The organism is Nostoc sp. TCL26-01 (assembly GCF_013393945.1).
GTDB lineage: Bacteria > Cyanobacteriota > Cyanobacteriia > Cyanobacteriales > Nostocaceae > Trichormus.
Map to the genome: position 1 here is coordinate 2159108 of NZ_CP040297.1, position 23937 is coordinate 2183044.

Genomic DNA, 23937 nt, shown 5'->3' on the forward strand with positions numbered 1-23937 from the left:
GGTGTTGGGTTTCCCAAAGCCTCAAACGCCACTTCACTCAAGTCAAGCCAGCCGCTTGCGGGGGTTCCCCCCGTTGTGCGGACTGGCGTGGGGAACCCGCCCACGTGAGTGGCTCCCCAACCTACGCTATTTTTAGTTTTTAGCCTTAACTGAACTGTATTGCCTTATAAATAGTCTTTGAACATCAACTACAGAAAACAGAAAAATGTACTAAGCTATAACACCCCTATTCCTATTGCCTGATCTCAAAGACAATGATTTAAGCTGACTGACTTAATTCCTGTACCTGATATACCCCTGACTGCACTAACTCATGAGTATGACCGACAGCTTGAGCAAACCTTTGCTCAATTTTCTCTGCATCTGATGTTGGTATAGCTTGCAATAGTTCCAGAGTTGTCCAACGAATCAGGAAAATCACCTCTGTGGGATCATCAGGATTAATCCACACCTCCTTACCCAGAAAACCAGGATACTCAGCCAACGCTGCTGTCCAAATTTCCGCATCTTTCTGAATGTAATTTTCCCGGAGATTAGGGTCAACTTTGAACTTAAGAAATTCTATAACCATATTCTTTCATTCTCAGTGGTTACTAATTTGCCAAAATAGAGGTGTAGGCTAGAATAACTATCCTTCCAGCATAGCTTGATTGTATAGACTCAAGAGCAAGGATCTGCTGGTGTGAAACAAGTAACAGGAAAAGAGTATGGACAGCAGTAATTGGTTGCAGCAGCTAATGATGCTCGGTATTGGGACAACGTCTTTAGTCGCGGAAAAACTGAAAGAAGTGAGTGATGAATTGGTCAAAGATGGTAAGCTCAACCCCGAACAAGCCAAGGTAGTAATGGATGATATTGTACAGCAGCTTAAGTCGGAGCAGGGAACTTGGGAAGCCCAAATGCAACGGCAAATGCGGAATATGATGCAGGATTTAGGTGTGGCGCGTCAGTCCGAGGTTGACGAACTCCGGGGGAGAATTGACCGTTTAGAGAGACAAGTGCGCGATTTAGAAAATAAGCTTTGGCGTTAGGATATCTTTGTGATTTAAACTAATTGTGTCCTGTTGGTAATTTTAATTGCCAAAATGCCTCAGTAGGAGGGCTACTTTTGAAAGCAATTTTACTCAGCGTGGGTTTCATGCTGTTATGTGTCGTGGTTTTGGTGCTAACACAAGTTGGCAGTAAGCAGGACTCTGCCATTGCTGCTAATTTAACCCAAACTCCACCAGCAGCCACAAGCGTTACTGAAAACAATACTCCAACCAAGAATAATATTATGTCTGATGCTGCTTTTAATGCTGCTAACGTTGTCACTACTGATTCTGGATTGAAATACGTGGAATTAGAAGAGGGAACTGGCGCAACACCTCAACCTGGACAAACTGTTGTAGTTCACTACACTGGTACTCTAGAAAATGGTACTAAATTTGATAGTTCACGCGATCGCAATCGTCCCTTCAGCTTTACCATCGGTGTTGGTCAAGTCATCAAAGGTTGGGACGAAGGACTCAGTACCATGAAGGTAGGCGGTCGTCGTCAATTAATCATCCCCGCAGATTTAGGCTACGGCGCACGTGGCGCTGGTGGTGTAATTCCTCCCAATGCCACCCTGTTATTTGATGTAGAGTTGCTGGATGTTAAGTAAGGGTCTAGGAGTGTAGGAATTTAGGGGTGTAGGGGTGTAAGGGTAGATAAGAAAACTCTTGACTCCTCACTCAGCACTCCCTGACTCCCTGACTCCCTGACTCAGCACTCCTTTAATACCCTGACCTAGCTAAGTTTTTAAACTTGGTAAATTGTGGGTCAAATAAGAGTTTTACTGTGCCGGTGGGGCCGTTGCGGTGTTTAGCTACAATCACCTCAGCGATACCGCGATCGGGAGTATCACTGTTATAGTAATCATCGCGGTATAACATAATTACCAAATCCGCATCTTGTTCAATAGAATTGTGAACAATAATGTTATTAGCAACAAAGTTATGTAAGTCAGGAACTGTCAGGTCAAATACTTCTTCTTCACCGCCATCTTCAATTGAAACTATTTCATCCCAATAAACATCACTCTTAGCAATAGCAAGCAATTCATTTGATTTAACAACATTAGCAACTTTTAGAGTTCTTTCTCGACTCAAATTTGTTTTGTAAAGCGCAGTGCCACAGTAAGATGTTCCAATGTGGGATTGTAATACTCTTGTTGTAAATCCAACAGATTGCATTGCAGGTACTACGTGTTTTTTCCAAACGTCCTTGGGTATTACATCTCTATTAGTATTGTGAATGCAGTTTTCCATATGTTGAAAAACTTGTTGGAGTGAATCTAGCTTATATTCTCCTACTGCTCCAACTTTTTTGATAAATAATTCAAGGTCAGGTTTACCAGTAATTTTTACATGATACTGGTTTCTACCCTTGCCAAATTGAGGAACTATCTTGAGTTTTGCATTAATACCAAGGCGTAACAAAAGTGTTTGTACATCAACAGCTAATCTGTAGCTACTGCTTGCATAATACGCAATAGGTCTTAACCTTTTTCCTCCAACCAACTTTATAGATCCATCTGTACTCCAAATATGTCTGAGAAAACAACCTATTAACTCTTCTGGTTGTGAGAACAATTCTTGAGGTACAAATTTTTCGTAAGACCTTAAACCAAAAATACCAAAAGAGTCTAACCATTTGGCTACAGGATTTCTTACACCATGAGTTAAGTGTTGTGTTGCAGACAAGTAAACCTGATACCAGCCGCGTTCAGGTGAAATTCTCGGTGCAACTGCATCTCCAAAAACTTCTCTTGCTAAAAAAGCAACATTCTTGGCTAAATCTATCTCTCTGGTAGTGTACTGTATCGCATGACGTGGCAATGTACAACCATCACCAATTAAATGACCTAATAATGCAACTTCAGCATAAGTTATTGTTTGTTTCCCGCAATTAGGTAGATGTCTTGGTAAACAGATATGTTGTCTAGGATTTAGTTCATCTAATCTACACCAACCATTAATTGTCAGAAATTTGTGATTAGCTGTGGCACGAATTTTTCGTCCCAACCGAGTTGTTAAGGTAAATACAGACTTTATTCCTGTAGAAAAAGCATTACTGACTATTGCCTTTTCTAACTTCATTGTTGCTTGATTCAAAGCCCAAACTGCAAAACCAGATTGTCCGATTAATTCTCGAATTGGTACTTGTAAACCGCTATCTGCTAACGTCACCAAACTATCACCAGTTAAACAACCAGATTCACGTAAATCCGACAACATGGGACGCTTATTAGTACGTGCTTCCACACCACGACTTAGCTGAGATAAAGCAATTACAGGAACAGATAATTCTCTAGCTAAACCTTTAAGAGAACGGGTAATTTTTGATAACTCCTGGACACGATTATCACCGCCGCCTTCCATTAATTGTAAGTAATCGATGACGATTAAACCTAACTCCATACCCTGTTCTGCTTGCAGTCGTCTTGCTTGACTCCGCATTTGGGTAACGGTAATATTTGGCGTGTCATCAATAAAAATTGGGATCTCGGAAAGTTTACTAATGGCACGACTTAAAGGTTCCCACTGTGTTTGACTCAGCCGACCACTGCGTAAATAATTGCTCTCAATTTCGGCTTCACTAGCTAACATCCTCTGTGCTAGTTGTTCTTTGGACATTTCTAAACTGAAGACAGCAACTGGTAATTTTTTACGTTCGACGATGTAATCGCGCTTTTTCTCAATTTCGTAATTGGCAATATATTGGGCAATATTCATCGAAAAGCTGGTTTTGCCCATTGCAGGTCTAGCTGCGACGATAATTAAATCAGAACGTTGGAAGCCACTAGTCATGGCATCTAAATCATAAAAACCGCAAGGAATTCCCGGTAAGGCGATACCTTGATTGCGTTCTTCAATTTCTTGAAAATTATTAATTAAAGTTTCGGCAATATGAACTAAACCTGATTGGGGACGTTCTTGGGTAACACCAAATACTTTTTGTTCGGCTTGGTCTAAAACTATTGGTAATTCTGTTTCTGTTTCGTAACCGAGATGGACGATTTCATTCCCAGCTTTAATTAAACGCCGTCGCAGGTATTTATCCATGACCAACCCTGCTAAGGCATCGATATTTACAGCCGAAACTGTACGGTCTACCAATGTGGCTAACTTATTTCTACCACCAATGCGGGTAAGTAAATCATGGTCAGTTAACCAACTTGTAATCGCTAATAAATCGGTGGGTTTACCTTGGGCATGGAGACGCAAGGCAGCTTGATAGATTTCCTTGTGGGCGCTGATGTAAAATGCTTCTGGGATGAGGCGATCGCTAACTCGACCAATTGCCTCTGGATCAAGTAAAATACCCCCTAAAATCGCTTCTTCCGCCTCAATATTTTGGGGTGGGAGACTGTTGCTACTGTCGCCTTGAAAACTTAATGCTTCAGCCATAGACAATGGGGAGTGAGGAGAGGGAGAGTGGGAGAGGGGGAGATGGGAAGATGACTCTCATTCATATCTCCTGATCCTCTTCCCATCCCCGAACTAACTAGCTACAACTTCGATATCGATTTGTGCTGTTACGTCAGAGAACAGCTTAATTTCGGCTTTGTAAGTACCCAGTTTACCAATATCAGGAATTGTGATGCCACGACGGTCTACTTCTTGACTGGTGGCAGCTTGAATAGCATCAGCAACATCTTGGGTGGTAACAGTACCAAAAATTGCCTCGTTTTCCCCAACTTGTTTCGCAATTTTCAAGCTACCAACATTTTCTAATGCTGCTTTTTGTGCTTCAGCTTGTTGCTTGAGTTCCAATTGACGTTGCCGTTCTTGTTCACGACGGCGTTCTACTTGCTTGAGAATACCGGGTGTAGCATGAGTTGCCAAACTCTGAGGAATCAAAAAGTTACGAGCGTAACCAGGTGCTACTTCCACTAAGTCGCCGGATCTGCCTAGCTTGCTGACATCCTTTGTTAAAACTAATTGTATGCGTTTTGCCATGTTTTCTGTTTTTCCTGTAAAATCTCATTAACTTGGGTGGCAGCAGGATAGCTCACATCAGTGTAGCTGTATTCCCAGCAGTTCTATACCCTAAAGCTTACAGATCCTAGCGAATTGCCGGGGGCGATCGCAACTCTTTGCTGCCAAAAAACTTAAAAATATTTAATTAGGACTTATACAGTGTCACTAAATTTTCTGGCTTTTTTGTCAACAGTCAAGAGTCAACAGTCCAAAAAAACTTGATTTTGACGATGGACCCTTACGGGTTCGATAGTTGCTTTCCGACGCAAGGCGACACGCCACTCCCTCAAGTCGGGAAACCCGCCCACGGGGGTGGCTCAGGAACGCACTATCTCACTATGGACTATTGACCACCCTCTTTTATGGTTTATTGGTTGAGTGCGTAAGTCCTAATATATTGCACTTAAGGAGAATTACAATGTCTACCGAATATCACGTTAAACTCATTCAACAAGGCGATATTCAAACCTTACCTATTCCCCAAGAATTAACTTTATCAACCTCAGAAGTTATCATCCGACAAGAAGATGGAAAACTTATCATAGAACCCTACAAAAAAAAATCTCTCCTAGAAGTCTTCGCCAACCTTGATGACATTGACGAAGAATTTCCCGATGTTGGCGAAGGACTATTACTGGATTTCTCACCAGACTTATTAAACTGAGGTTTTCTCTTTGTCCAAAGATTGTAGGGGCGGGTTCATTAAGATCATTGTTAATCATTAATCATTTCTGTAAACCCGCCCCTACCGCTTGTGAGAAATGCGGGTATTCTCGTTAAATGTTGTTATTGCTTAAAACTTATCTTTCAATCCTCTGATTCTGGCAAATGTTTGGATTGGGTCATTACTTTTAACTGCTAGTTGCAATGATGGTTGTTCCCAACGCAAGAAAGGATTAGTCAGTTTTTCTATTCCGAGTAGTGAAGGGACAGTAGCTTCTCCTTGATGGCGTTTTGTTTTGACTTCATCGAAACGCTTTTGTAGTTGATGATTATTACTGTCTATAGTCAGAGCAAATTGTAAATTTTTTAATGTGTATTCGTGAGCGCACCAAACACGGGTATTTTCTGGTAAAGAACGCAGCTTAGTTAAAGACTCTACCATTTGGGCTGGTGTACCTTCAAATAAACGACCACAACCACCAGCAAACAGCGTATCACCACAGAATAATTCACCTGCTGCGTCTGATGTTTGGGGAGGAAAGTAATAAGCAATATGAGCGCGAGTATGTCCGGGTACGAAAATTACCTCCCCTACTCTATCAGCAAACTGGACGCGATCGCCTTGTTGCAAAAACACTTGTTGTCCTGGAATTCTCCCTCGATCTTCAACTCCACCGTACACTATCGCTTGTGGGAAATGTTGCATTAACTTCTTATTCCCACCAACATGATCATTGTGGTGGTGAGTGTTAAAAATTGCTACTAATTCAGCTTTTAGAGCCGATAATCTTTCCAGTACAGGTTCAGCCTCCGCCGGATCAACAACAGCAGCAATATTTTGTTGAGAATCATACAATAGAAATACGTAATTATCCGAGAGTACTGCCAGACGAATGACTTCCATCATCTCCCCCTATTTCGTTAGTGAATATCCACTATCTATGCTGACGCTACTTTATTTTTAAGTATTGTTGCTACATTGCCATACACCATTCTAATTGACTGATAACTAAACAAAGAAAGCTAGAAAAGGAACTAATCACCAATCACTAATGACTAATGACCAATGACCAATGACTAATGACTATTCCCCATTCCCTCATGCCAAACACAATTTCACTTACAGATGCTTTAGTTCCAAATCCTGCACCTCAATCAGTCATCATTCGCCTGGAAAGTATTTTTAAACTATATGGCAGTGGTGAAACTGAAGTCAAAGCCTTAAATGATGTCAACTTGGTGATTCAGGAAGGCGAATATTGTTCAATTATGGGGCCTTCGGGTTCTGGTAAATCCACAGCGATGAATATTATCGGCTGTTTAGATCGTCCAACTGCGGGACATTATTATTTAGATAACGTTGATGTAGCCGGCATGAATGATGTCGATTTGGCACACATCCGCAATAAAAAATTGGGGTTTGTGTTTCAACAATTCCACTTGCTACCCCAACTGAGTGCTTTAGAAAATGTTATGCTGCCGATGGTATACGCTAGCGTTAATCCTACAGAAAGACGCGATCGCGCTACGGAAGCTTTAGTTAAAGTAGGCTTAGAAAAACGTCTCAACAATAAACCCACTCAACTATCTGGTGGACAACAACAAAGAGTAGCGATCGCTCGTGCCATTGTCAACCGTCCTGTTGTCCTTCTAGCCGATGAACCTACAGGCGCACTAGATTCACGTACAACTCAAGAAGTCCTAGATATTTTCACTGAACTAAATAGCAGTGGTATCACTGTAGTTATGGTTACCCATGAACCAGATGTTGCTCGGCAAACTCAGCGTATTGTCTGGTTTCGAGATGGACAAGTTGTACATTCTCACCTCACCCCAGCCGATTTGACTCATTTAGCTACCATCTAGTCTAAAAATCCACTCTCAACTAATATGTCGCCTATCAAACGTAAAAGCCTGATGTGGTTAATGTGCCTTTTCGTTGGTTTGGGGTACTTCAGTGCAATGTCTAACTTAGAAATCCACTATTTTTGGAAAAGTTTAATTGTCTTTCTGCCAATCCAAATTATTGCTATAATTTACGTCACTATTTCGCGGAATAATCGAGATTAGCTTTTTCAATTTGGGGATAAATTTCTTGATGTCTTTGGATTCAAAAAACTATTTTTTAACTGCTATATAGAAAGTGAAAAATTTTCATCAATAATCCACAGTCAATGCTCAAAAATCAAATGTTTTTCAGCTATTGACTATTGACAGCCTCCACTAGCAATACCCGGATTTCTCACGAAATTTATCAAACCGAAGTCCAGAGGCTGTAGGGACGGGTTAACGAGATATTTGTGAATGATTGAAGCTCCTTTGTGAACCCGCCCCTACCGTTTTGTGAGAAATGCAGGGGAAGTGTTTAGCAGATATCTAAACGCTGATATATATTTCTCTAAACGCTATATCCCAAAAATAAACCTAATTTTATATCTTTCTATTCCTTGTTTTTAATAACAAAGCCATCAATCATGTAGTTATGGTGACAAATTACAAACTACGAAGTAGGATAAATCATGCTACAAGGCTGGATGCAAATAGCCTTAACGCTATTAATTGTATTAGCAATTACGCCTTTTTTGGGGCGATATATGGCGCGTGTGTATCAAGAACAGTATACATTTCTGGATACAATTTTGCAGCCGATTGAGCGATCGCTTTATGCTTTAGTTGGGGTGAAAGCTCAAGAGAATATGACAGGCTGGCAATATGCACGGGCGATTCTCTATAGCAATATAGTCATGGGTTTGCTGATATTTTTCATCCTGATGAATCAAGGATGGTTACCACTCAACCCAACAAAGATCGGCGCACCAACTTGGGATACAGCATTACATACAACTATTTCTTTTATTACTAACACCAACCAGCAACATTATTCTGGGGAAACGTACCTGAGCTACGGTAGCCAAGTTTGGGGACTAGGTTATCATATGTTTACCTCAGCAGCCACTGGTTTAGCCGTGGGCATCGCCTTTATTCGCGGCTTGACTGGTAGACCTTTGGGTAACTTGTATGTAGACTTGATTCGTTCCATCACCAGGATTTTATTACCTATTTGTATTGTCGGTGGTATTGCCTTGATGGCAGCTGGTGTTCCCGAAACCTTAGCAGGGCCAGCAGTATTTCCCACCTTAGAAAATCCTAATATAAGTCAGGCGATCGCTCGTGGCCCCGTTGCTCATTTTGAGATCATCAAACAATTAGGAGAAAACGGCGGTGGCTTTTTCGCTATCAACTCAGCACATCCCTTTGAAAATCCCAACGGGTTTACTAACCTAATTCAAGTTGTGGCGATGCTGTCAATTCCTACAGCCTTGATTTACACCTATGGTTTATTTGCCAATAACACTAAACAAGCTTGGTTAGCTTATGGCATGGTGGGAGTGATTTACCTAGCATTTATCATCATCACTGCCATTGGCGAATATAACGGCAACCCAGCAGTAAACACACTTTTAGGTAGTACACAACCGAACTTAGAAGGGAAAGAAGTCCGTTTTGGGTGGGCGCAGTCGGCACTATTTGCTGTGAGTACAACAGGTACGATGTGCGGTGCTGTTAATAGTTTACTCGATTCTTTTATGCCTAATGGCGGTTTTTCCACCCTGTCAAATATGTTTTTACAAATCATCTGGGGTGGACAAGGTACAGGAACAGCCTATTTATTCGCTTACCTGATCTTAGCTGTGTTTGCCACAGGCTTAATGGTAGGACGCACACCAGAATTTTTAGGACGGAAGATCGAAAAACGCGAAGTAGTACTGGCAAGTTTTTTAATTTTGCTAGTCCATCCCATCGCCATCATGATCCCAGCAGGTATTGCTTTAGCATTCCCCGAACAACTAGCCGGAATTAGTAATCCTGGTTTTCATGGCTTTGCTCAAGTCATCTACGAATACGCCTCCGCCGCCGCCAACAACGGTTCTGGATTTGAAGGCTTAGGAGATTCCCAACCATCACCAATAGCCATTGCTACAGGCGCAAAACCAACCATCACCGCCCTATGGTGGAATCTCAGCACTTGTTTCAGCCTTATAGCCGGGCGTTACATCCCCATTATCGGCTTACTACTACTAGCTGATAGTATATCCGGCAAACAACAAGTTCCTTTCACCACCGGCACATTACGCACCGACACAGGACTATTCACAGGCGTAACCGCAGGCGTAGTCTTAATCCTCGGCGCACTCACATTTTTCCCCGTCCTAGCCTTCGGCCCCATCGGTGAGGCTTTTTGGATTTTTAGTCAATAGTCAAGAGTCAATAGTCAATGGTCAATAGTCATTAGTCAAGAGTCAATAGTCAATGGTCAATAGTCATTAGCAATTCTTGTTGTCGTTCTATCCCTTTCCAGCCCTAGTCATACCAATTTTAAAAAAGAATGTTACAGATCCAAACTTAGAAACCATGATCATATCTGGCTTTCTTAATTTTGCGGAAAGTTGCGTGCGGGGGTTTCCCCCGTTGAGCAAACTTTCCAAGACGAATTTTGAATTTTGAATTTTGAATTGGTATTACGAATTACGAATTACGAATTAATTATGAATACAGATCCCTCACCTCGACTTCCCCAGGGAACTCGTGAGTCGCGTAAACATACCCCAAAAGCAGATATGCGGGGACTCTACCAGAGAGCAATTAAAGAGTCATTTGTCAAGCTTAATCCGCAGGTTGCTGTGAGAAACCCAGTGATGTTTATTGTCTGGGTAGGAACAATAGTGACTTTTCTCGTCACCGTGAATCCGAGTTTATTTGGCACATTACAAGTAGATATCAATCAGCAACGTTTATTGAATGGGTTAATTACCTGCATTCTCTTTTTCACAGTCCTGTTTGCTAACTTTGCAGAAGCTGTGGCTGAGGGACGTGGTAAGGCGCAAGCAGATACCTTAAGAGCAACTCGTTCTGATACCATTGCTCGTAAAGTTTTACCGGATGGGGCAATTGAGAAAGTTAACTCCACACAACTACGCCGAGGCGATATAGTCAAAGTCATTGCTAGTGATATGATTCCCGCCGATGGGGAAGTTATACAAGGTATTGGTTCAGTAGATGAGTCGGCAATTACGGGAGAATCAGCCCCTGTACTTAAACAACCAGGTACAGATATTGCTAGTTCCGTCACTGGGGGAACGCGCCTACTCTCAGATGAGTTGACAATCAGGATTACGGCTGATCCTGGACAGGGTTTTATAGACCGGATGATTTCGCTTGTGGAAGGGGCAGAACGCAGTAAGACTCCAAACGAGATTGCTTTGACAGTATTGTTAGCAGTTTTAACGCAAGTATTCTTAATTGTCGTGGCAACCATGCCCCCCTTTGTCAACTATATTGCCAACTTTATCAGTACAGTATTTGGGGTAGAAGCCGCAAACAGTCTGCGCGCAGGTGCAAGTATAGCTATTCTGATTTCCTTGTTAGTCGCCTTGATTCCTACAACTATCGGTGGTTTGTTGAGTGCTATTGGGATTGCTGGTATGGATAGAGTTGCCCAGTTTAACGTCATCGCCACTTCTGGAAGGGCTGTAGAAGCTTGCGGTGATATTAATACCTTAGTACTGGATAAAACTGGTACTATCACCTTGGGCAACCGCATGGCTGATGAGTTTATCCCTGTCAATAGTTACTCAATTGAAGATGTAGCCCGAATTGCTCTAGCGGCTAGTATGTTTGATGAAACACCAGAAGGTAGATCAATTATTAAACTGGCAGAAAAATACAAAGTGGAGATAAATTTTCCCAGTAACCAAGCAGAAGGTGTGGAATTTTCCGCCAAAACTCGCATGAGTGGAACTAATTTACCCAACGGCAAGCAAGTCCGTAAAGGTGCAGTAGATGCAATTAAGGGGTTTGTCCGTTCTCGTAGTGGCGCTGTTCCCGACGATGTGGATGTAGCTTATGAGCGAGTTTCGCGGTTGGGAGGTACACCATTAGCAGTTTGTCAAGATGACCAAATTGTTGGGGTGATTTACCTCAAAGATATTGTTAAACCCGGCTTGCGGGAACGATTTGATCAATTGCGGCGGATGGGTGTGCGTACCATTATGTTGACAGGTGATAATCGGATTACAGCTAGTGTGATTGCCGAAGAAGCTGGGGTGGATGATTTCATTGCCGAGGCGACACCAGAAGACAAGATTGGGGTGATTCGTGCTGAACAATCTCAAGGTAAGTTGGTAGCAATGACTGGTGATGGGACGAACGACGCGCCTGCACTAGCTCAAGCTAATGTTGGTGTAGCCATGAACTCTGGAACCCAAGCTGCTAAAGAAGCTGCCAATATGGTGGATTTGGATTCTGATCCTACCAAGTTAATTGATTTAGTAACTATTGGTAAGCAACTATTAATTACTCGTGGGGCTTTGACAACTTTTTCTATTGCTAATGATATTGCCAAATATTTTGCCATTATTCCCACGATCTTTGGGGCGGCGGGGATTGGGGCGCTGAATATTATGGGCTTAAAAAGCGCTCAATCGGCAATTATCTCGGCATTGATTTATAACGCTTTAATCATTCCCGTATTAATTCCTTTAGCACTTAAGGGTGTAAAGTTTCGCCCTTTGACGGCGGATCAATTATTGAAACGCAACATTTTTATCTATGGTTTTGGGGGAATTGTTGCACCTTTTATTGCGATTAAATTGATTGATGTGATTTTGCCTTTGTCTTAACGTGAGTTCGACGACTGAAAAACCCCTCTCCAAACCTCTCACGCCAGTTGCTACAACGGGGGTAACCCCCGCAACGCACTGGCTCCCCTAAAAGGAGAGAGGCTTTAAAAGCTTGATTTTTCTTTGATATGTGATGCTCTTTGCTCCCCTCTCCGCGTCGGAGAGGGGCTGGGGGAGAGGTCAAAAAAGACTTGTCGAACTCACGTTGTCTTAGTTTTTTAAACGCAGAGTGTTTATCAGGTTTATTGGCTACGAATTAATTTTTTAACGATTCATAACATCTATGAAACCATTACGCAAGTTGTATTCCCAATCCCCAATCCCTAGTACCCAGTCCCTAATCCCCGACATCTGGATGGAATGGCGTAGACAAAAGTTGCCTTTGTATATCTTCTTGGCAATGTGTTTCAATCTTGTGGTTGCACCTGTTGTTTATGCAGCAACTGGTGAAGATTTTTCTCGCACACAAGCTTGGGCTTTGGGTTTATTGGGGTTGGTAACGCTGAGTCTCTCGATTTATCTGTTTTTTGTGATGTTTATACCGGAGAAATTCTAATGAGTTTTGCACGCGAAGCTAGCAGGGCGATTCGTTCTACCTTGGTAATTTGGATAATTGTGGCAGTGATTTATCCTTTGGCAATGATGGCGGTGGGACAGATTGTGTTTCCCTATCAGGCTAATGGTAGTTTAATTAAAGACAATCGAGGTCAAGTTTTGGGTTCTGCTTTGATTGGTCAACCTTTTACGAGCGATCGCTATTTTAACAGCCGCCCTAGCACTACCAGCTACAGTACAGCAGACCCGAACAAAGATGATGCTCAAGTCTTACAAACAGGGGTTTCCGGCGCTAGTAATTTAGCCCCCAGTAATTCAGCATTATTAGACAGAATTAAAGGTAATAATGATCCTGATCCGAGTAAGCGGGTTGAAGGCGACTTGACGAGGCTCAAAACAGCAGGCGTTCAACCTACGGCTGATTTAATCTACACTTCTGGTTCTAGTCTTGACCCCCATATTACCCCTAATGCAGCTCAGGCGCAAATTAACCGTATAGCCCAGGCGCGAGGACTGCAAGCACAAGAGTTAGAAACTTTAATTGCTCAAAATACTGATGGTCGATTTCTCGGACTCTTTGGTGAACCTGGGGTTAATGTCTTAAAATTAAACCTAGCTTTGGATAGATTAAGGTCTGCAAATTAGAGGGCAATCTCGAAGTAACGCTTCAGGAGTTGAAATCACTACGCTAGTTGATGAATTACTGTCCAGACATTTTACCGCTACCGATTAAATACAATAGTGCCATGCGGACGGCTACACCACTGGTGACTTGCGACTGAATTAGGCTAAATTCTGGGTCATCCATCAAATCAGAACTGATTTCTACACCACGGTTAACTGGGCCTGGATGTAGAACTTTAACGGTTGGTTTAGATAGTTGCAGTTTGGTACGGGTGATACCAAACAGTTGGTGATATTCTCGCAAACTGGGGAGTAAATGACTAGTCATCCGTTCTTTTTGTAAGCGCAACGTCATGACAAAATCAGCATCTTGTAAGGCTGGTTCTAATTGCCAATGGATAAATAATTTACCTTGTGGTGCTGCTGATTCTCCGAATATATACTCAGCAAATAACTTGGGGAGCAGAGTTGGTGGTGCGGCAAGATGGACTTCAGCACCACTGGCAATTAAACTCCAAATGTTAGAACGGGCAACACGGGAGTGTAAAATATCGCCAACGATCGCAATTTTTTTCCCTTGTAAAAGTTCCAGACGGGGATTAGCTTGATCGATTAGACTACAAATTGTAAATAAATCTAGCAATCCTTGGGATGGATGCTCATGTTGACCATCACCAGCATTGAGGACACTGACACGTACACCTAAACGATCCATTTCCTCAGCGATCGCATTAGGTACACCAGCTTCTTTATGGCGAATCACCATAATATCAGTACCCATCGCTAAATATGTCTTGGCAGTGTCAAGAATTGTCTCTCCCTTGGTCATGGAAGAGGTAGATGCAGCAAAGTTGAGTGTATCTGCACTGAGGCGTTTAGCAGCTAATTCAAAACTGCTGCGAGTGCGGGTAGATGGTTCAAAGAATAAATTCGCTACCACCTGTCCTTGTAAAGTCGGTACTTTCTTCGTCCGCCGTGATAACACTTCTTGAAAACTAGCAGCAGTTTGTAAAACAGTATCGTATTCAGCAGCAGTGAAGTCAGATAAAGAGAGGACGTGATGACGATTCCAAGTCGAAGTAGGCATAAATTTTAGTCAATAGTCAATAGTCAATAGTCAATAGTCATTGGTCAATAGTCAATAGTCATTGGTCAACAGTTAAAATTATTTTCCCCTTGTCCCCTTGTCCCCTTGTCCCTCACTCCCTCACTCATCACTCAGCACTCAGCACTTTCTTCAAATCATTGGTTGTGTTGCTAACAAAGTTGATAAATCTAGACTAGCTAAACGTTGGTAGGCTTGATCGATGACTCGTTTACCTCTGAGAAAACCTGTGTTAGCACCGGGACAGAGGTACTGGAGGGTTTCGGGTGTAAAGTTTTCTTGCAGTACTTGTAGGCTTTTGATTTGTCTTGGCCAGTGGAAGGTTTTTGCTGTTCGTAATGGTATTGGTTCACCGTGTTGATTGGGTAGTAGATGGCGACCAGAAAATAATACACCTCCTAGTTCGCTGTAATATAGACAAGAGGAACCGGGAGAATGTCCAGGAGTCCAGATAGCTTTAGCTGTAGGTGTGATGGCGAATTCTTGGGTGAAGGTGGTTACTGGTAATCCTGGTAACAGATAAGCTTCTTGTTCTTGAATCAGGATTTGGCAATTAAAGTTTGCAAAAATTTCTGCTGTTTTCCCAATAGCACTGCGATGCGTGATAAATAACCAGCTTACGCCACCATGCGATCGCAAAAAATCCAAATTTATTGGATCTAAAGCTGGGCAATCGATGAGGATATTCCCTTCATTTCCTACAATGAAATAAGAGCTTCCTCCTAATGTGTCCCTGTTTGGTGGAAAGGCAAAAATACTGTCTAAGACATCCCTGGGTGACTTGGTTGTATGACTTGGCTGTTGAGATAAAGGGTACATCAGAAAAAACCTTTCATGTTTGAAAGAGTTGTGAGTGGGTGAGTGAGGGAGTGAGGGAGTGAGGGAGTGAGGGAGTGAGGGAATATGAGAAGTTTGTAGGAATAGCCACTTAACAATACTCGACTCACAGGATATTTTTTTCAAATTACTGTACAAAACATGACAATTTGGTTTCTCCTTCTATTGGGAATCGCTACTTATCTAATGGTGCAACGCAGTGTTGCTAACATCACCAGAACGCCAATTTGGCTGTTGTGGTTGGTATTAATGACACCTGCATTGATATTAACTGGGTGGAGTCTGGCTTATGGAGTTAAACAACCACCGCCGCCAGCACTGATATTTTGGCCGTCAATTATCTGCCTTTTGTTATACTGGCTGTTGTTTCAGTGGGGAAGGCAATTGCCAAGGGATACACAAACTGCACCCCAAGCCCCAGAATCACAATCGGCTATTAATCCTACCGCAGAACAAGTACCTGTGCGTCCCATTGAACCAACAGAAGAAACCCAACTCCGCAATTGTTTTCCCTGGTCTATTTACTACGTCCAGAACATTGAGTATCGACCCCAAGCTGTGATTTGTCGGGGACAGTTACGAACAACACCTGCTCAAGCTTATCAGCAAATTAGAGCGAATATTGAAGCCCAATTTGGCGATCGCTTCGTGCTAATCTTTCAAGAAGGTTTAAATAACAAACCTTTCTTTGTCCTTGTTCCCAACGCGCAAGCAGCTAAGGCTAACGCCAGTAAGCCAGAAAAGTTAACCCGGCCAGGATTGGCTTTATTACTTTTAGTCGCAACTTTGGTCACTACTACCTTGGTAGGGGTAAAAATTGCGGGTATCGACCCGACAAGATTACAATCCAATCCAGAGATATTGTTACAAGGATTACCCTATGCTTTAGGGTTGATGACAATCTTGGGTATCCACGAACTTGGACACTATTTAACAGCGAGATTCTACAAAATTCGCTCTACATTGCCCTATTTTATTCCTATGCCTTTCTTCTTAGGAACTTTTGGGGCATTTATTCAAATGCGGAGTCCCATTCCCAATCGCAAGGCTTTATTTGATGTGAGTATTGCCGGGCCTATTGCTGGGTTTATTGCCACATTACCCTTAATTATGTGGGGATTGGCTCACTCTGATGTGGTTTCTTTGACTGATAAAACAGGTTTATTAAATCCTGATGCTCTCAATCCTCGGTATTCTATCCTATTAGCGTTACTTGCCAAGTTAGCTTTAGGCACTGCATTAACAGCAAAATCAGCAATTGATTTACATCCTATAGGCGTAGCGGGATTTCTAGGATTAATTGTCACAGCATTAAATCTGATGCCTGTGGGTCAATTAGACGGAGGTCATATTGTCCATGCGATGTTTGGTCAAAGAACAGCTATGTTCATCGGACAAATTGCCCGGCTGTTACTGTTATTACTTTCTTTAGTGCAACCAGAATTCTTTGTCTGGGCAATTATTTTACTATTCATTCCCTTAGTTGATGAACCTGCGTTGAATGATGTCACCGAACTAGATAGTAAACGTGACATTTTAGGCTTGTTAGCCATAGCCTTGTTGGTAATAATTGTCTTACCTATGCCAGAGGCGATCGCTAATTTGTTGCAAATTTAGATTTAGCTTGGGTTAAGCGCAGCGCAATCCAACATGGATCTGGGAAATCTAATATGGGACTTATCAGTGTTGGGTTTCCTTACGTCAAACGCCACTTCACTCAAGTCGAACCACGGCGGTCTTGGGGGTTTCCCCTATGAGCAAGTTGCGCTTGTACCTGCCCACGTAATGCCCTTTATTTTTCATTACTCATGCTTAACTTCTCACAGATGAGGGTATATTGATCCTAGAGTCACGGGATGTATTGATTTAAATTGACTTGTCACCAGATATTAATCTGACGCATAACTGAGTAATTATATTGTCTACAACCCACGCTAAACTGGATAAATGAATTACGAAACAGCCCGCAAACTCTTAGTAGGACAAACAATAGCAACTGCGGAAAACCCAGATGCTTTGTTAATGCGGATGAAGCAGGGTAAACCGCCAGTACCCGGTCAAATCACCTCCATTTTGTTAGCCTTAAAAGTAGTATTTGAAGCCCTGAAAGATTCCCCCAGTTTAGATCGGGAATTAACTTTTGCTATCTATCAATTAAGTATTAAAACTCAACAAATATTCATGGCCGGACGCAAAGCTGGCGTTGACTGGCCGCCACTACTCAAGGAAGATTTACTCCGAATCGCTTTAGCTACTGAAAGCATCTTTTCTGGTGTGTGGCAAACTCTACCGCCAGGAAGTTTTTAGGAATGGGGAGTAGGTAATGGTTAAGAATTTCCTCTCAATTACCAATTACCAACTACCAATTACCATTACCAAAGTTATTAACGATTGCGTAATTCTGCTTCTAACTTATCTAAATCATTTTTCAGCAAAATCGTCATTTGCCCAGTAAAAGCTTTACCTGTTCTGGGTTGAGCAACTTCGATCCAATAGGCAAAGCGATCGCCTACTCTTAATTCTCCCTTTAAAGCCTCCCTAATCGGGGTTTTTGCCATCCTAGCTGAGTTAATTGCACTCTGGTTAGGATACTCGTATGTCACCTCAGCCTGTTTAAAATCTTGATAAATATCTAAGCCATAAATTATCCGTAACGACTCCTGTAAACGCTGCAATGTCATACCGTTAATGGCATCATACATCGCAATCCGTTCACTACGAATCCTACTGCGGTCTTTGATAAATTCCACCTTACCAGGAGGTAACACTGACGCTTGAAAAGTGAAGCGTTGAGCTGCTGTGTCACTCTTCTGCACAAATAATTTTTCGCCAGCACTAGGACGTAGTGTAGGATGGGCTTTAATCCAAGTACCTACTTCCTCTGTACTTTGTCCTGGTAAAGCATCAGCTTGAGAATTAGTCAGTATTCCCAAACACAACCAGGAAACTAGAGAAAAAGGCAAAATTAACAAATTCAGCCGAGATTTTTGCAGCATTTTTCCACACAGGACACATATAGAAATTTATCCCCTGGTTCGTAACAAAGCAGGGGTAAATATAGTTTTCCCATTTGCCTAGAAAATTTACTCATGAATTGTGAGTTTATTTTCACAACCAGAATGGAAATAATACTGCTGAAACATCTTCATGAGGATAGACAATGCCCAGCATATCTCAGTTTCAGTGAACATTGTTTAGTTACAACCTGCTAATTCTTTTACTCCTGCTGATGTTAGATGTACTGCTATTTAGGGAATTATCAAAAATAGTAGCTAAGAATATTGATTATCGGGAATTCAAAAACAGATTCCATATAAAAATCACAGCTATTGATTAACCTTTATTTAGTGACAAAGATGAAAATGAAGTTAACTACTTATATATCTGTCTTTAGTATCTTTTTTATCTGGGGATTTTGGGGTTCTAAACTACTATTGAAACTATTACTATCTTGGGAATTTATTCCTAAATATGTCAGTGAAATCGTTATTACTATAATACCAATCATTTTCTTTTTTGAAATTATTGCTAAAGGATTTTTACTCTCTGCTGTTCCTAAGAATATTCAAATTGTTCCTGCTGATTTAGATAATTTAGAACAAGTAGATAAGAATACTTTTAATTCTTACACTACAGCATTGGAATCTCTTGGTTTTGAAAGAATTAGCGATTTACAACTATCAGAATCCTCCACTACAGTTGTGCGACTATTTTCGCATCCTAAACATCTATGTTTTGCAGAAGTTTTACAAACACTTGGTAAAGAATATATCTTTTGTGCTATTGCTAGCTCTTTAGAAAAAGGATGGGGAATTAGTTCTAGAGATCAGATTCATCCGACTACAGCTATTAACTACGCTTTTTTACGTCGTCCTCAAGCGATCATTATATATAAACAAGGAGTTACCCCAAAAGAATTACTGCGATCGCATTTAGAATTACGGCAACAAATGATGCGCGATTTAAATTTACAAGTACTACCAGACATATCTATAGAAACCTATTTTGCAGAATCAAAAAAAGTCAGAATAGAACTCAGGTCAAGAATGTGGCGCAAGAGTGTCATCATTAGCTTGATAGAAATGTGGCTTTTTCCTCTCCTTTCTGACGAGCAAAAATATCAATGGCTAGGAAATTACGCACGTTTGGCAGCCAAGAAAAGATAATATTTTAATGAAAAATTTGACAATTTTCTCTTTGACAGCATAAAAAATAGTACAATTAAACTATATTCATGTCCAAAAGTTCTTAATACTTTTACTGTCAGAATTCTCTAAGTTGATATTTTTTACGGAAGTTTCAGGAGGTGGTTTTAGTGTTGTCATGCTTTAAGGTAGCAGATTACTTTATCTGGCTAGCAAATGAAACAGGCTCTTTCATCAGTAATTTAAAGTTGCAAAAGCTTGTTTACTATGCCCAAGCTTGGCATCTTGCACTTCATCATGATCCTCTGTTTCCAGAAGATTTTCAAGCATGGATACATGGCCCTGTAATTCCTGCCTTGTATCAGAAGTATAAGCATTTTGGATGGCAACCAATTTTAGAAGATGTTAACCCTGAATTACCTAAAGAAGTTCAAGTATTTTTGGATGAAGTTGCACAAGAGTACTTTGCTTGTGATGCTTATGAACTAGAGCAAATGACTCATGTAGAAGTACCTTGGAATTTGGCAAGAGGATACATACCGTCTGATGCACCTTCCAACGAGATTATCAAAAAGGAATGGATGAAGGAGTACTACGGATCTCGTGTCGAAGAAAAGGATTAAGAAGACTATAATTACCTACTCTCAAACCAAGCTTCCAAATCAGCAGTAGTTGTAAAATCTAGCAGCGCCTCACCCAAATCTTCCAACTCCGCAGTTGACAAATCTTGAATCCGTTCTTGTAACTGGGGATTAACTTCACCCAAGCGGCGGTTAAGTAAGCGACAAATCAGCTTCACCTCTCCCTGCTGCATACCTTGTCTCATCCAACTAGTAACGATTTGCATAACTTTCTCCTCTTGCTTTGGTTCAATAATAGCAAGTTGCTCTTGAAATATTCTTTCTTCTTGAACATTCAAATCGAGATATGTATCGATAAACCCTGATATTAATTGTATCTGTGCTGGGTTGAGTCCCAAATTTGCTAGCAATTGTAGAGACATTAGCTTAACCATTGGACGTTCTTGGACATCCATCTGCATTTTTGCCATTAAAGCACTAGCTATGGGATTGCTTTGATTGACAAAATCTTGCCATCTTAATAGATTTAACTGGATAACTTCATAATTAAATTCTAGTACTTTCTTATTGGGAAAATCTATGCAATAGGATTTTGGTTCTGGTATTTGCGGTGCATCATGAGAATAAATGACTATAGGATATATGGGAAGAGCATATTTTTCATGTAGTCGAGCGAAGTATATAAACATTCGCTGATTGAAATTAGTTTGTGAATAAGATTGATGTTCTATGTGAATGATAAATAAAGTCTTCTGATTTCTAAATGAAACTTTTAGCAAGATATCGGTTATTTTTCGCTCTCCTTCTGTTACATCTGTGAATACTTCTTGTGGCAAAAATTCTATTGAATCTTTTTCCCAATAAGCACTAACATCAGGAAAAAATAACTCGATAAACTCTGGAAAGAAGCTAGAGAGCAGTTCTTTAAACAGGCGGTCATGATCAATCATCAGCACTAAACTCCTAACTACAAACCATAGCCACTTTAATGACTTTCCGTGCTTTCATGTCATGAAACACTTGCTCTAAATCTTTTAATGGACGATGTTCACTAATCAGTAACTCAAAAGGAATTTTCCCACTAGCTATAAGTGCAAGCGCATCTCTTACATATTTAGGTGTGTTGTGAAATACGCCTTTGAGAGTGAGTTCGCTGTAGTGTAATTGTTCTGTATTAACTGTAATTGTTGTGTCTCGTGGACAGCCACCGAATAAGTTAACAGTAGCACCAGGACGAGCGCAGGCGATCGCACTTTCCCAAACGCTTGGTACACCAGTCGCTTCAATCACCACATCCGCACCCCAGCCTTCGGTAAGTTCTTTCACCACACCAGGAATATCCGCAGTTTGATGATAGTTAAATATCTGCGCTGCACCCAGTTTCTTGCCAATCTCTAGCCTATGGTCACTCCCACCCCAGACTAATACCTCAACAGTATCAGCCAACGCCGCTACAAACATTAACCCAATTGCCCCATCTCCCAAAATCACCACTCTATCTCTAGGTTTAATCTGGGAACGGTCTACCCCATGCAATACACAAGCCAACGGTTCGGTCATAGCTGCCAATTCTAAAGGCAATTCATCAGGAACCCGCAGCAAGTTATGCTGGACTATAGGTGCAGGAATTTTCAGATATTCGGCAAATGTGCCGTTATTCCAGGTTAGGTTAGGACAGAGGGAATATTCTTGACGTTGACAAAAAAAGCATTTCATGCAGGGGGCAGAATTATTCGCAACGACGCGATCGCCTACTCGCCAACCTGTCACACCCGCACCCACTGCTATAATCTCCCCAGCCGCTTCATGGCCGAACAAAGTGGGTGGTGTCAACATTTTTGCATGACCACCACGCCGCCAGACTTTCAAATCCGTACCGCAAGTCGTAGCTGCGCCTACTCTAATCACAACTTCCCCAACATTTGCAGATGGGTCAGCAACCTGTTCTAACCGTAAATCCTCTTGACCATAAAGCAATGCTGCTAACAAAGCTTTTAACCCATAAAATTTAGCTCCACCCGATTGATTGTATCAGGTAGAGCAATAGTAGGGAATAGGGGATAGGGGATAGGTGACAGGTGATAGGGAAGAGGCAAGAGTCATTAGTCATTAGCATTTCTTCTTCTCACCTGCACCCCTACCAAATCAGTTACCAGTTAATAAACGTTCACTGTTCACTGTTCACACCCCTGTACCCCTCACTCAGCATTCAGCACTCCCTCACTCCCTCACTCCCCTACTCAGCACTCAGCACTCATCGCCGACTGGGTGACACCGGCTGTATTGCGAGTATCCACATTGGGCAAACGATTGTTGTTAACTAATAGTGGCACTTCTTGCCGACATGAGAGACAGAACCAATACAGTTCTCCGTGACGGACATGGCGGAGGAGAGAACCACCGCAACATGGGCAATTATTGGCTCGCATACTCATACCAATGTCCTCCTAAAAAGAATTTGTTGTTGAAAAAGGTTAAAAAAAGTTGTTGTTTAAAATCGGATTTTAGCGGCATGGATATAACCATTTAGCTTGGTGCGGCTTGTGATAATTTGCTCATAAACCGCTTCATATTCGTTAACCATTTGGGTAACGCTAAATTTGTGTTCTATATGTTCTCTACAACAGCGACGTTGTAATTCCCAAGCGGCAGGAATCATCTGCGACATTTCGTCATAATTTTGGCAGATAAATCCTGTTTTGCCGTGGTCAATTACCTCTGGTACAGAACCCAGATTCATGGCTATTACTGGTGTACCAGTTGCCATTGATTCAATCATTACTAACCCAAAAGGTTCTTGCCAAGTGATCGGAAAAAGAGTGATTGCAGCATTGCCGAGCAGTTCAGTTTTTTCGGTGTGGGTAATTTCACCTAAGTACTCAATTTGCTGACCATCTATATGGGGGGCAATTTCTTGTTCAAAAAACTTTAAATCGACTGCATCAACTTTTCCTGCCATCTTCAAGCGCCAGCCTGTTTGTTTAGCGATCGCGATCGCATGATGTGGCCCTTTTTCTGGAGAAAATCGTCCTAAAAATGCCAAATATGGCGGTTCTTTTGGTTGGGCAATAAATGGATAATCTCTTAATTCAATACCGTTATAAACGGTTTTAATATAGTTGAGATGAATTTGACGCTGGGCGTTACTAATACTAACGTATGGTTGCTTATGATGGTGACTAAAAACGTTACGGTTATCTTTAGTAAAGTTACCGTGCAAAGTATGCACCGTAGGAGTTGAGACCAAACTCGCTAAAGGTAATGCCGAAATCCCTGCGTGAGAGTGAATAATATCGAATTCCGCCGCATTTTCATAGACTTGGCTTAGTTGTAGCGTTTCATAGGCGGCATACTCTTGAACATTGTTTTCTAAGCGTAATGCACGCGGATAAACTGCTGCTAAATCAGCCAAGGTTTGAGAATCACCAGAGGCAAATAATGTAACCTCATGGCCACGACGAACTAGTTCATCAGTCAAATGACTTACTACCAGTTCAATCCCTCCATAACTAGGAGGCGGAACTCGTTCCCATAGGGGGGCAACCTGAGCGATTTTCATAGATTGTTTTGGTTCAGCCGGTAAGATGCTCCTCACAATTAAGACCTACATCATCTTATGAGGAATAATATTATTACTTACTCTTTTGACATTTAAATTAACCTAACTAACACCTAAAAGCGCAACATAGGTTAACAGTACTATCAAAACTTACGGGATAATTTCAAATCGTTTGTCAGAAC

The 23937-nt window shown here is 41.5% G+C and carries 23 protein-coding genes; 12 read left to right on the forward strand and 11 right to left on the reverse strand.

Annotation, left to right across the window (positions count from 1 at the left end; all coding sequences use genetic code 11):
- Positions 1–259 precede the first annotated feature (259 nt).
- Positions 260–571 (reverse strand): TIGR03792 family protein, encoded by a 312-nt coding sequence (locus FD725_RS09340; protein WP_179047870.1) that lies wholly within the window; start codon positions 569–571, stop codon positions 260–262.
- A 136-nt stretch (positions 572–707) separates the two neighbouring features.
- Between FD725_RS09340 and FD725_RS09345 the strand changes: the two genes are divergently transcribed.
- The gene (locus tag FD725_RS09345; protein WP_179047871.1) at positions 708–1031 is read left to right on the forward strand and encodes a phasin family protein; all 324 of its coding nucleotides are present in this window, start codon (positions 708–710) and stop codon (positions 1029–1031) included.
- Between the two features lie 77 nt (positions 1032–1108).
- Positions 1109–1645 carry an FKBP-type peptidyl-prolyl cis-trans isomerase gene (locus FD725_RS09350; protein ID WP_179047872.1) on the forward strand — a complete coding sequence of 179 codons (537 nt, stop codon included), beginning with the start codon at positions 1109–1111 and terminating at the stop codon, positions 1643–1645.
- A gap of 112 nt (positions 1646–1757) precedes the next feature.
- On the opposite strand, the gene FD725_RS09355 is transcribed toward FD725_RS09350, so the two are convergent.
- Together FD725_RS09355 and rplI are read right to left on the reverse strand one after the other, a co-directional pair.
- Positions 1758–4433 carry a replicative DNA helicase gene (locus FD725_RS09355; RefSeq protein WP_179047873.1) on the reverse strand — a complete coding sequence of 892 codons (2676 nt, stop codon included), beginning with the start codon at positions 4431–4433 and terminating at the stop codon, positions 1758–1760.
- Between the two features lie 93 nt (positions 4434–4526).
- The gene (gene rplI, locus FD725_RS09360; RefSeq protein WP_179047874.1) at positions 4527–4985 is read right to left on the reverse strand and encodes a 50S ribosomal protein L9; all 459 of its coding nucleotides are present in this window, start codon (positions 4983–4985) and stop codon (positions 4527–4529) included.
- 439 nt (positions 4986–5424) lie between these two features.
- Between rplI and FD725_RS09365 the strand changes: the two genes are divergently transcribed.
- Positions 5425–5670 (forward strand): antitoxin, encoded by a 246-nt coding sequence (locus FD725_RS09365; RefSeq protein WP_179047875.1) that lies wholly within the window; start codon positions 5425–5427, stop codon positions 5668–5670.
- 129 nt (positions 5671–5799) lie between these two features.
- On the opposite strand, the gene gloB is transcribed toward FD725_RS09365, so the two are convergent.
- The gene (gene gloB, locus FD725_RS09370) at positions 5800–6573 is read right to left on the reverse strand and encodes a hydroxyacylglutathione hydrolase (RefSeq protein ID WP_179051486.1); all 774 of its coding nucleotides are present in this window, start codon (positions 6571–6573) and stop codon (positions 5800–5802) included.
- 197 nt (positions 6574–6770) lie between these two features.
- On the opposite strand from gloB, the gene FD725_RS09375 reads away from it, so the two are divergent.
- From FD725_RS09375 to kdpC, 5 genes are all read left to right on the forward strand, one after another.
- Positions 6771–7535, forward strand: a complete 765-nt coding sequence (locus FD725_RS09375; RefSeq protein WP_179051487.1) for an ABC transporter ATP-binding protein — start codon at positions 6771–6773, stop codon at positions 7533–7535.
- A gap of 653 nt (positions 7536–8188) precedes the next feature.
- On the forward strand, positions 8189–9928 hold the full coding sequence (kdpA, locus tag FD725_RS09380; protein WP_179047876.1) for a potassium-transporting ATPase subunit KdpA: 1740 nt from the start codon (positions 8189–8191) through the stop codon (positions 9926–9928).
- Between the two features lie 288 nt (positions 9929–10216).
- Positions 10217–12349 carry a potassium-transporting ATPase subunit KdpB gene (gene kdpB / locus FD725_RS09385; protein WP_179047877.1) on the forward strand — a complete coding sequence of 711 codons (2133 nt, stop codon included), beginning with the start codon at positions 10217–10219 and terminating at the stop codon, positions 12347–12349.
- Positions 12350–12632: 283 nt separating this feature from the next.
- Complete coding sequence (locus tag FD725_RS09390) at positions 12633–12905, forward strand: potassium-transporting ATPase subunit F (RefSeq protein WP_179047878.1); 273 nt, start codon at positions 12633–12635, stop codon at positions 12903–12905.
- On the forward strand, positions 12905–13549 hold the full coding sequence (kdpC, locus tag FD725_RS09395) for a K(+)-transporting ATPase subunit C (RefSeq protein ID WP_179047879.1): 645 nt from the start codon (positions 12905–12907) through the stop codon (positions 13547–13549). Before FD725_RS09390 ends, kdpC begins: the two co-directional genes overlap by 1 nt.
- 55 nt (positions 13550–13604) lie before the next feature.
- On the opposite strand, the gene FD725_RS09400 is transcribed toward kdpC, so the two are convergent.
- Together FD725_RS09400 and FD725_RS09405 are read right to left on the reverse strand one after the other, a co-directional pair.
- Complete coding sequence (locus FD725_RS09400) at positions 13605–14615, reverse strand: aspartate carbamoyltransferase catalytic subunit (protein ID WP_179047880.1); 1011 nt, start codon at positions 14613–14615, stop codon at positions 13605–13607.
- Between the two features lie 150 nt (positions 14616–14765).
- Positions 14766–15452 carry an MBL fold metallo-hydrolase gene (locus FD725_RS09405; RefSeq protein WP_179047881.1) on the reverse strand — a complete coding sequence of 229 codons (687 nt, stop codon included), beginning with the start codon at positions 15450–15452 and terminating at the stop codon, positions 14766–14768.
- Between the two features lie 159 nt (positions 15453–15611).
- Here FD725_RS09405 and FD725_RS09410 point away from each other — a divergent pair, with 159 nt between their 5' ends.
- A complete protein-coding gene (locus tag FD725_RS09410; protein WP_179047882.1) occupies positions 15612–17087 on the forward strand; it encodes a site-2 protease family protein in 1476 nt (491 codons plus the stop codon).
- 330 nt (positions 17088–17417) lie between these two features.
- Positions 17418–17777 (forward strand): Dethiobiotin synthetase, encoded by a 360-nt coding sequence (locus FD725_RS09415; protein ID WP_179047883.1) that lies wholly within the window; start codon positions 17418–17420, stop codon positions 17775–17777.
- Between the two features lie 77 nt (positions 17778–17854).
- Here FD725_RS09415 and FD725_RS09420 read toward each other — a convergent pair whose 3' ends face one another.
- Positions 17855–18466, reverse strand: a complete 612-nt coding sequence (locus FD725_RS09420; protein ID WP_179047884.1) for a hypothetical protein — start codon at positions 18464–18466, stop codon at positions 17855–17857.
- A gap of 366 nt (positions 18467–18832) precedes the next feature.
- Between FD725_RS09420 and FD725_RS09425 the strand changes: the two genes are divergently transcribed.
- Positions 18833–19636, forward strand: coding sequence for a hypothetical protein (locus FD725_RS09425; protein ID WP_179047885.1), 804 nt, complete (start codon positions 18833–18835; stop codon positions 19634–19636).
- 149 nt (positions 19637–19785) lie between these two features.
- Positions 19786–20238 carry a Panacea domain-containing protein gene (locus FD725_RS09430; RefSeq protein WP_256871882.1) on the forward strand — a complete coding sequence of 151 codons (453 nt, stop codon included), beginning with the start codon at positions 19786–19788 and terminating at the stop codon, positions 20236–20238.
- An 11-nt stretch (positions 20239–20249) separates the two neighbouring features.
- Here the strand turns inward: FD725_RS09430 and FD725_RS09435 are convergent, their stop codons facing one another.
- The 4 genes from FD725_RS09435 to FD725_RS09450 all read right to left on the reverse strand — a co-directional run bounded on the left by FD725_RS09435 (position 20250) and on the right by FD725_RS09450 (position 23755).
- Entirely contained in the window at positions 20250–21146 is an 897-nt protein-coding gene (locus FD725_RS09435; RefSeq protein ID WP_179047887.1) for a DUF4351 domain-containing protein, read from the reverse strand.
- A 13-nt stretch (positions 21147–21159) separates the two neighbouring features.
- Positions 21160–22185 (reverse strand): zinc-binding dehydrogenase, encoded by a 1026-nt coding sequence (locus tag FD725_RS09440; protein ID WP_179047888.1) that lies wholly within the window; start codon positions 22183–22185, stop codon positions 21160–21162.
- A 251-nt stretch (positions 22186–22436) separates the two neighbouring features.
- The gene (locus tag FD725_RS09445; RefSeq protein ID WP_179047889.1) at positions 22437–22631 is read right to left on the reverse strand and encodes a hypothetical protein; all 195 of its coding nucleotides are present in this window, start codon (positions 22629–22631) and stop codon (positions 22437–22439) included.
- 56 nt (positions 22632–22687) lie between these two features.
- Positions 22688–23755 (reverse strand): glycosyltransferase family 4 protein, encoded by a 1068-nt coding sequence (locus tag FD725_RS09450; protein ID WP_179047890.1) that lies wholly within the window; start codon positions 23753–23755, stop codon positions 22688–22690.
- Positions 23756–23937 lie beyond the last annotated feature (182 nt).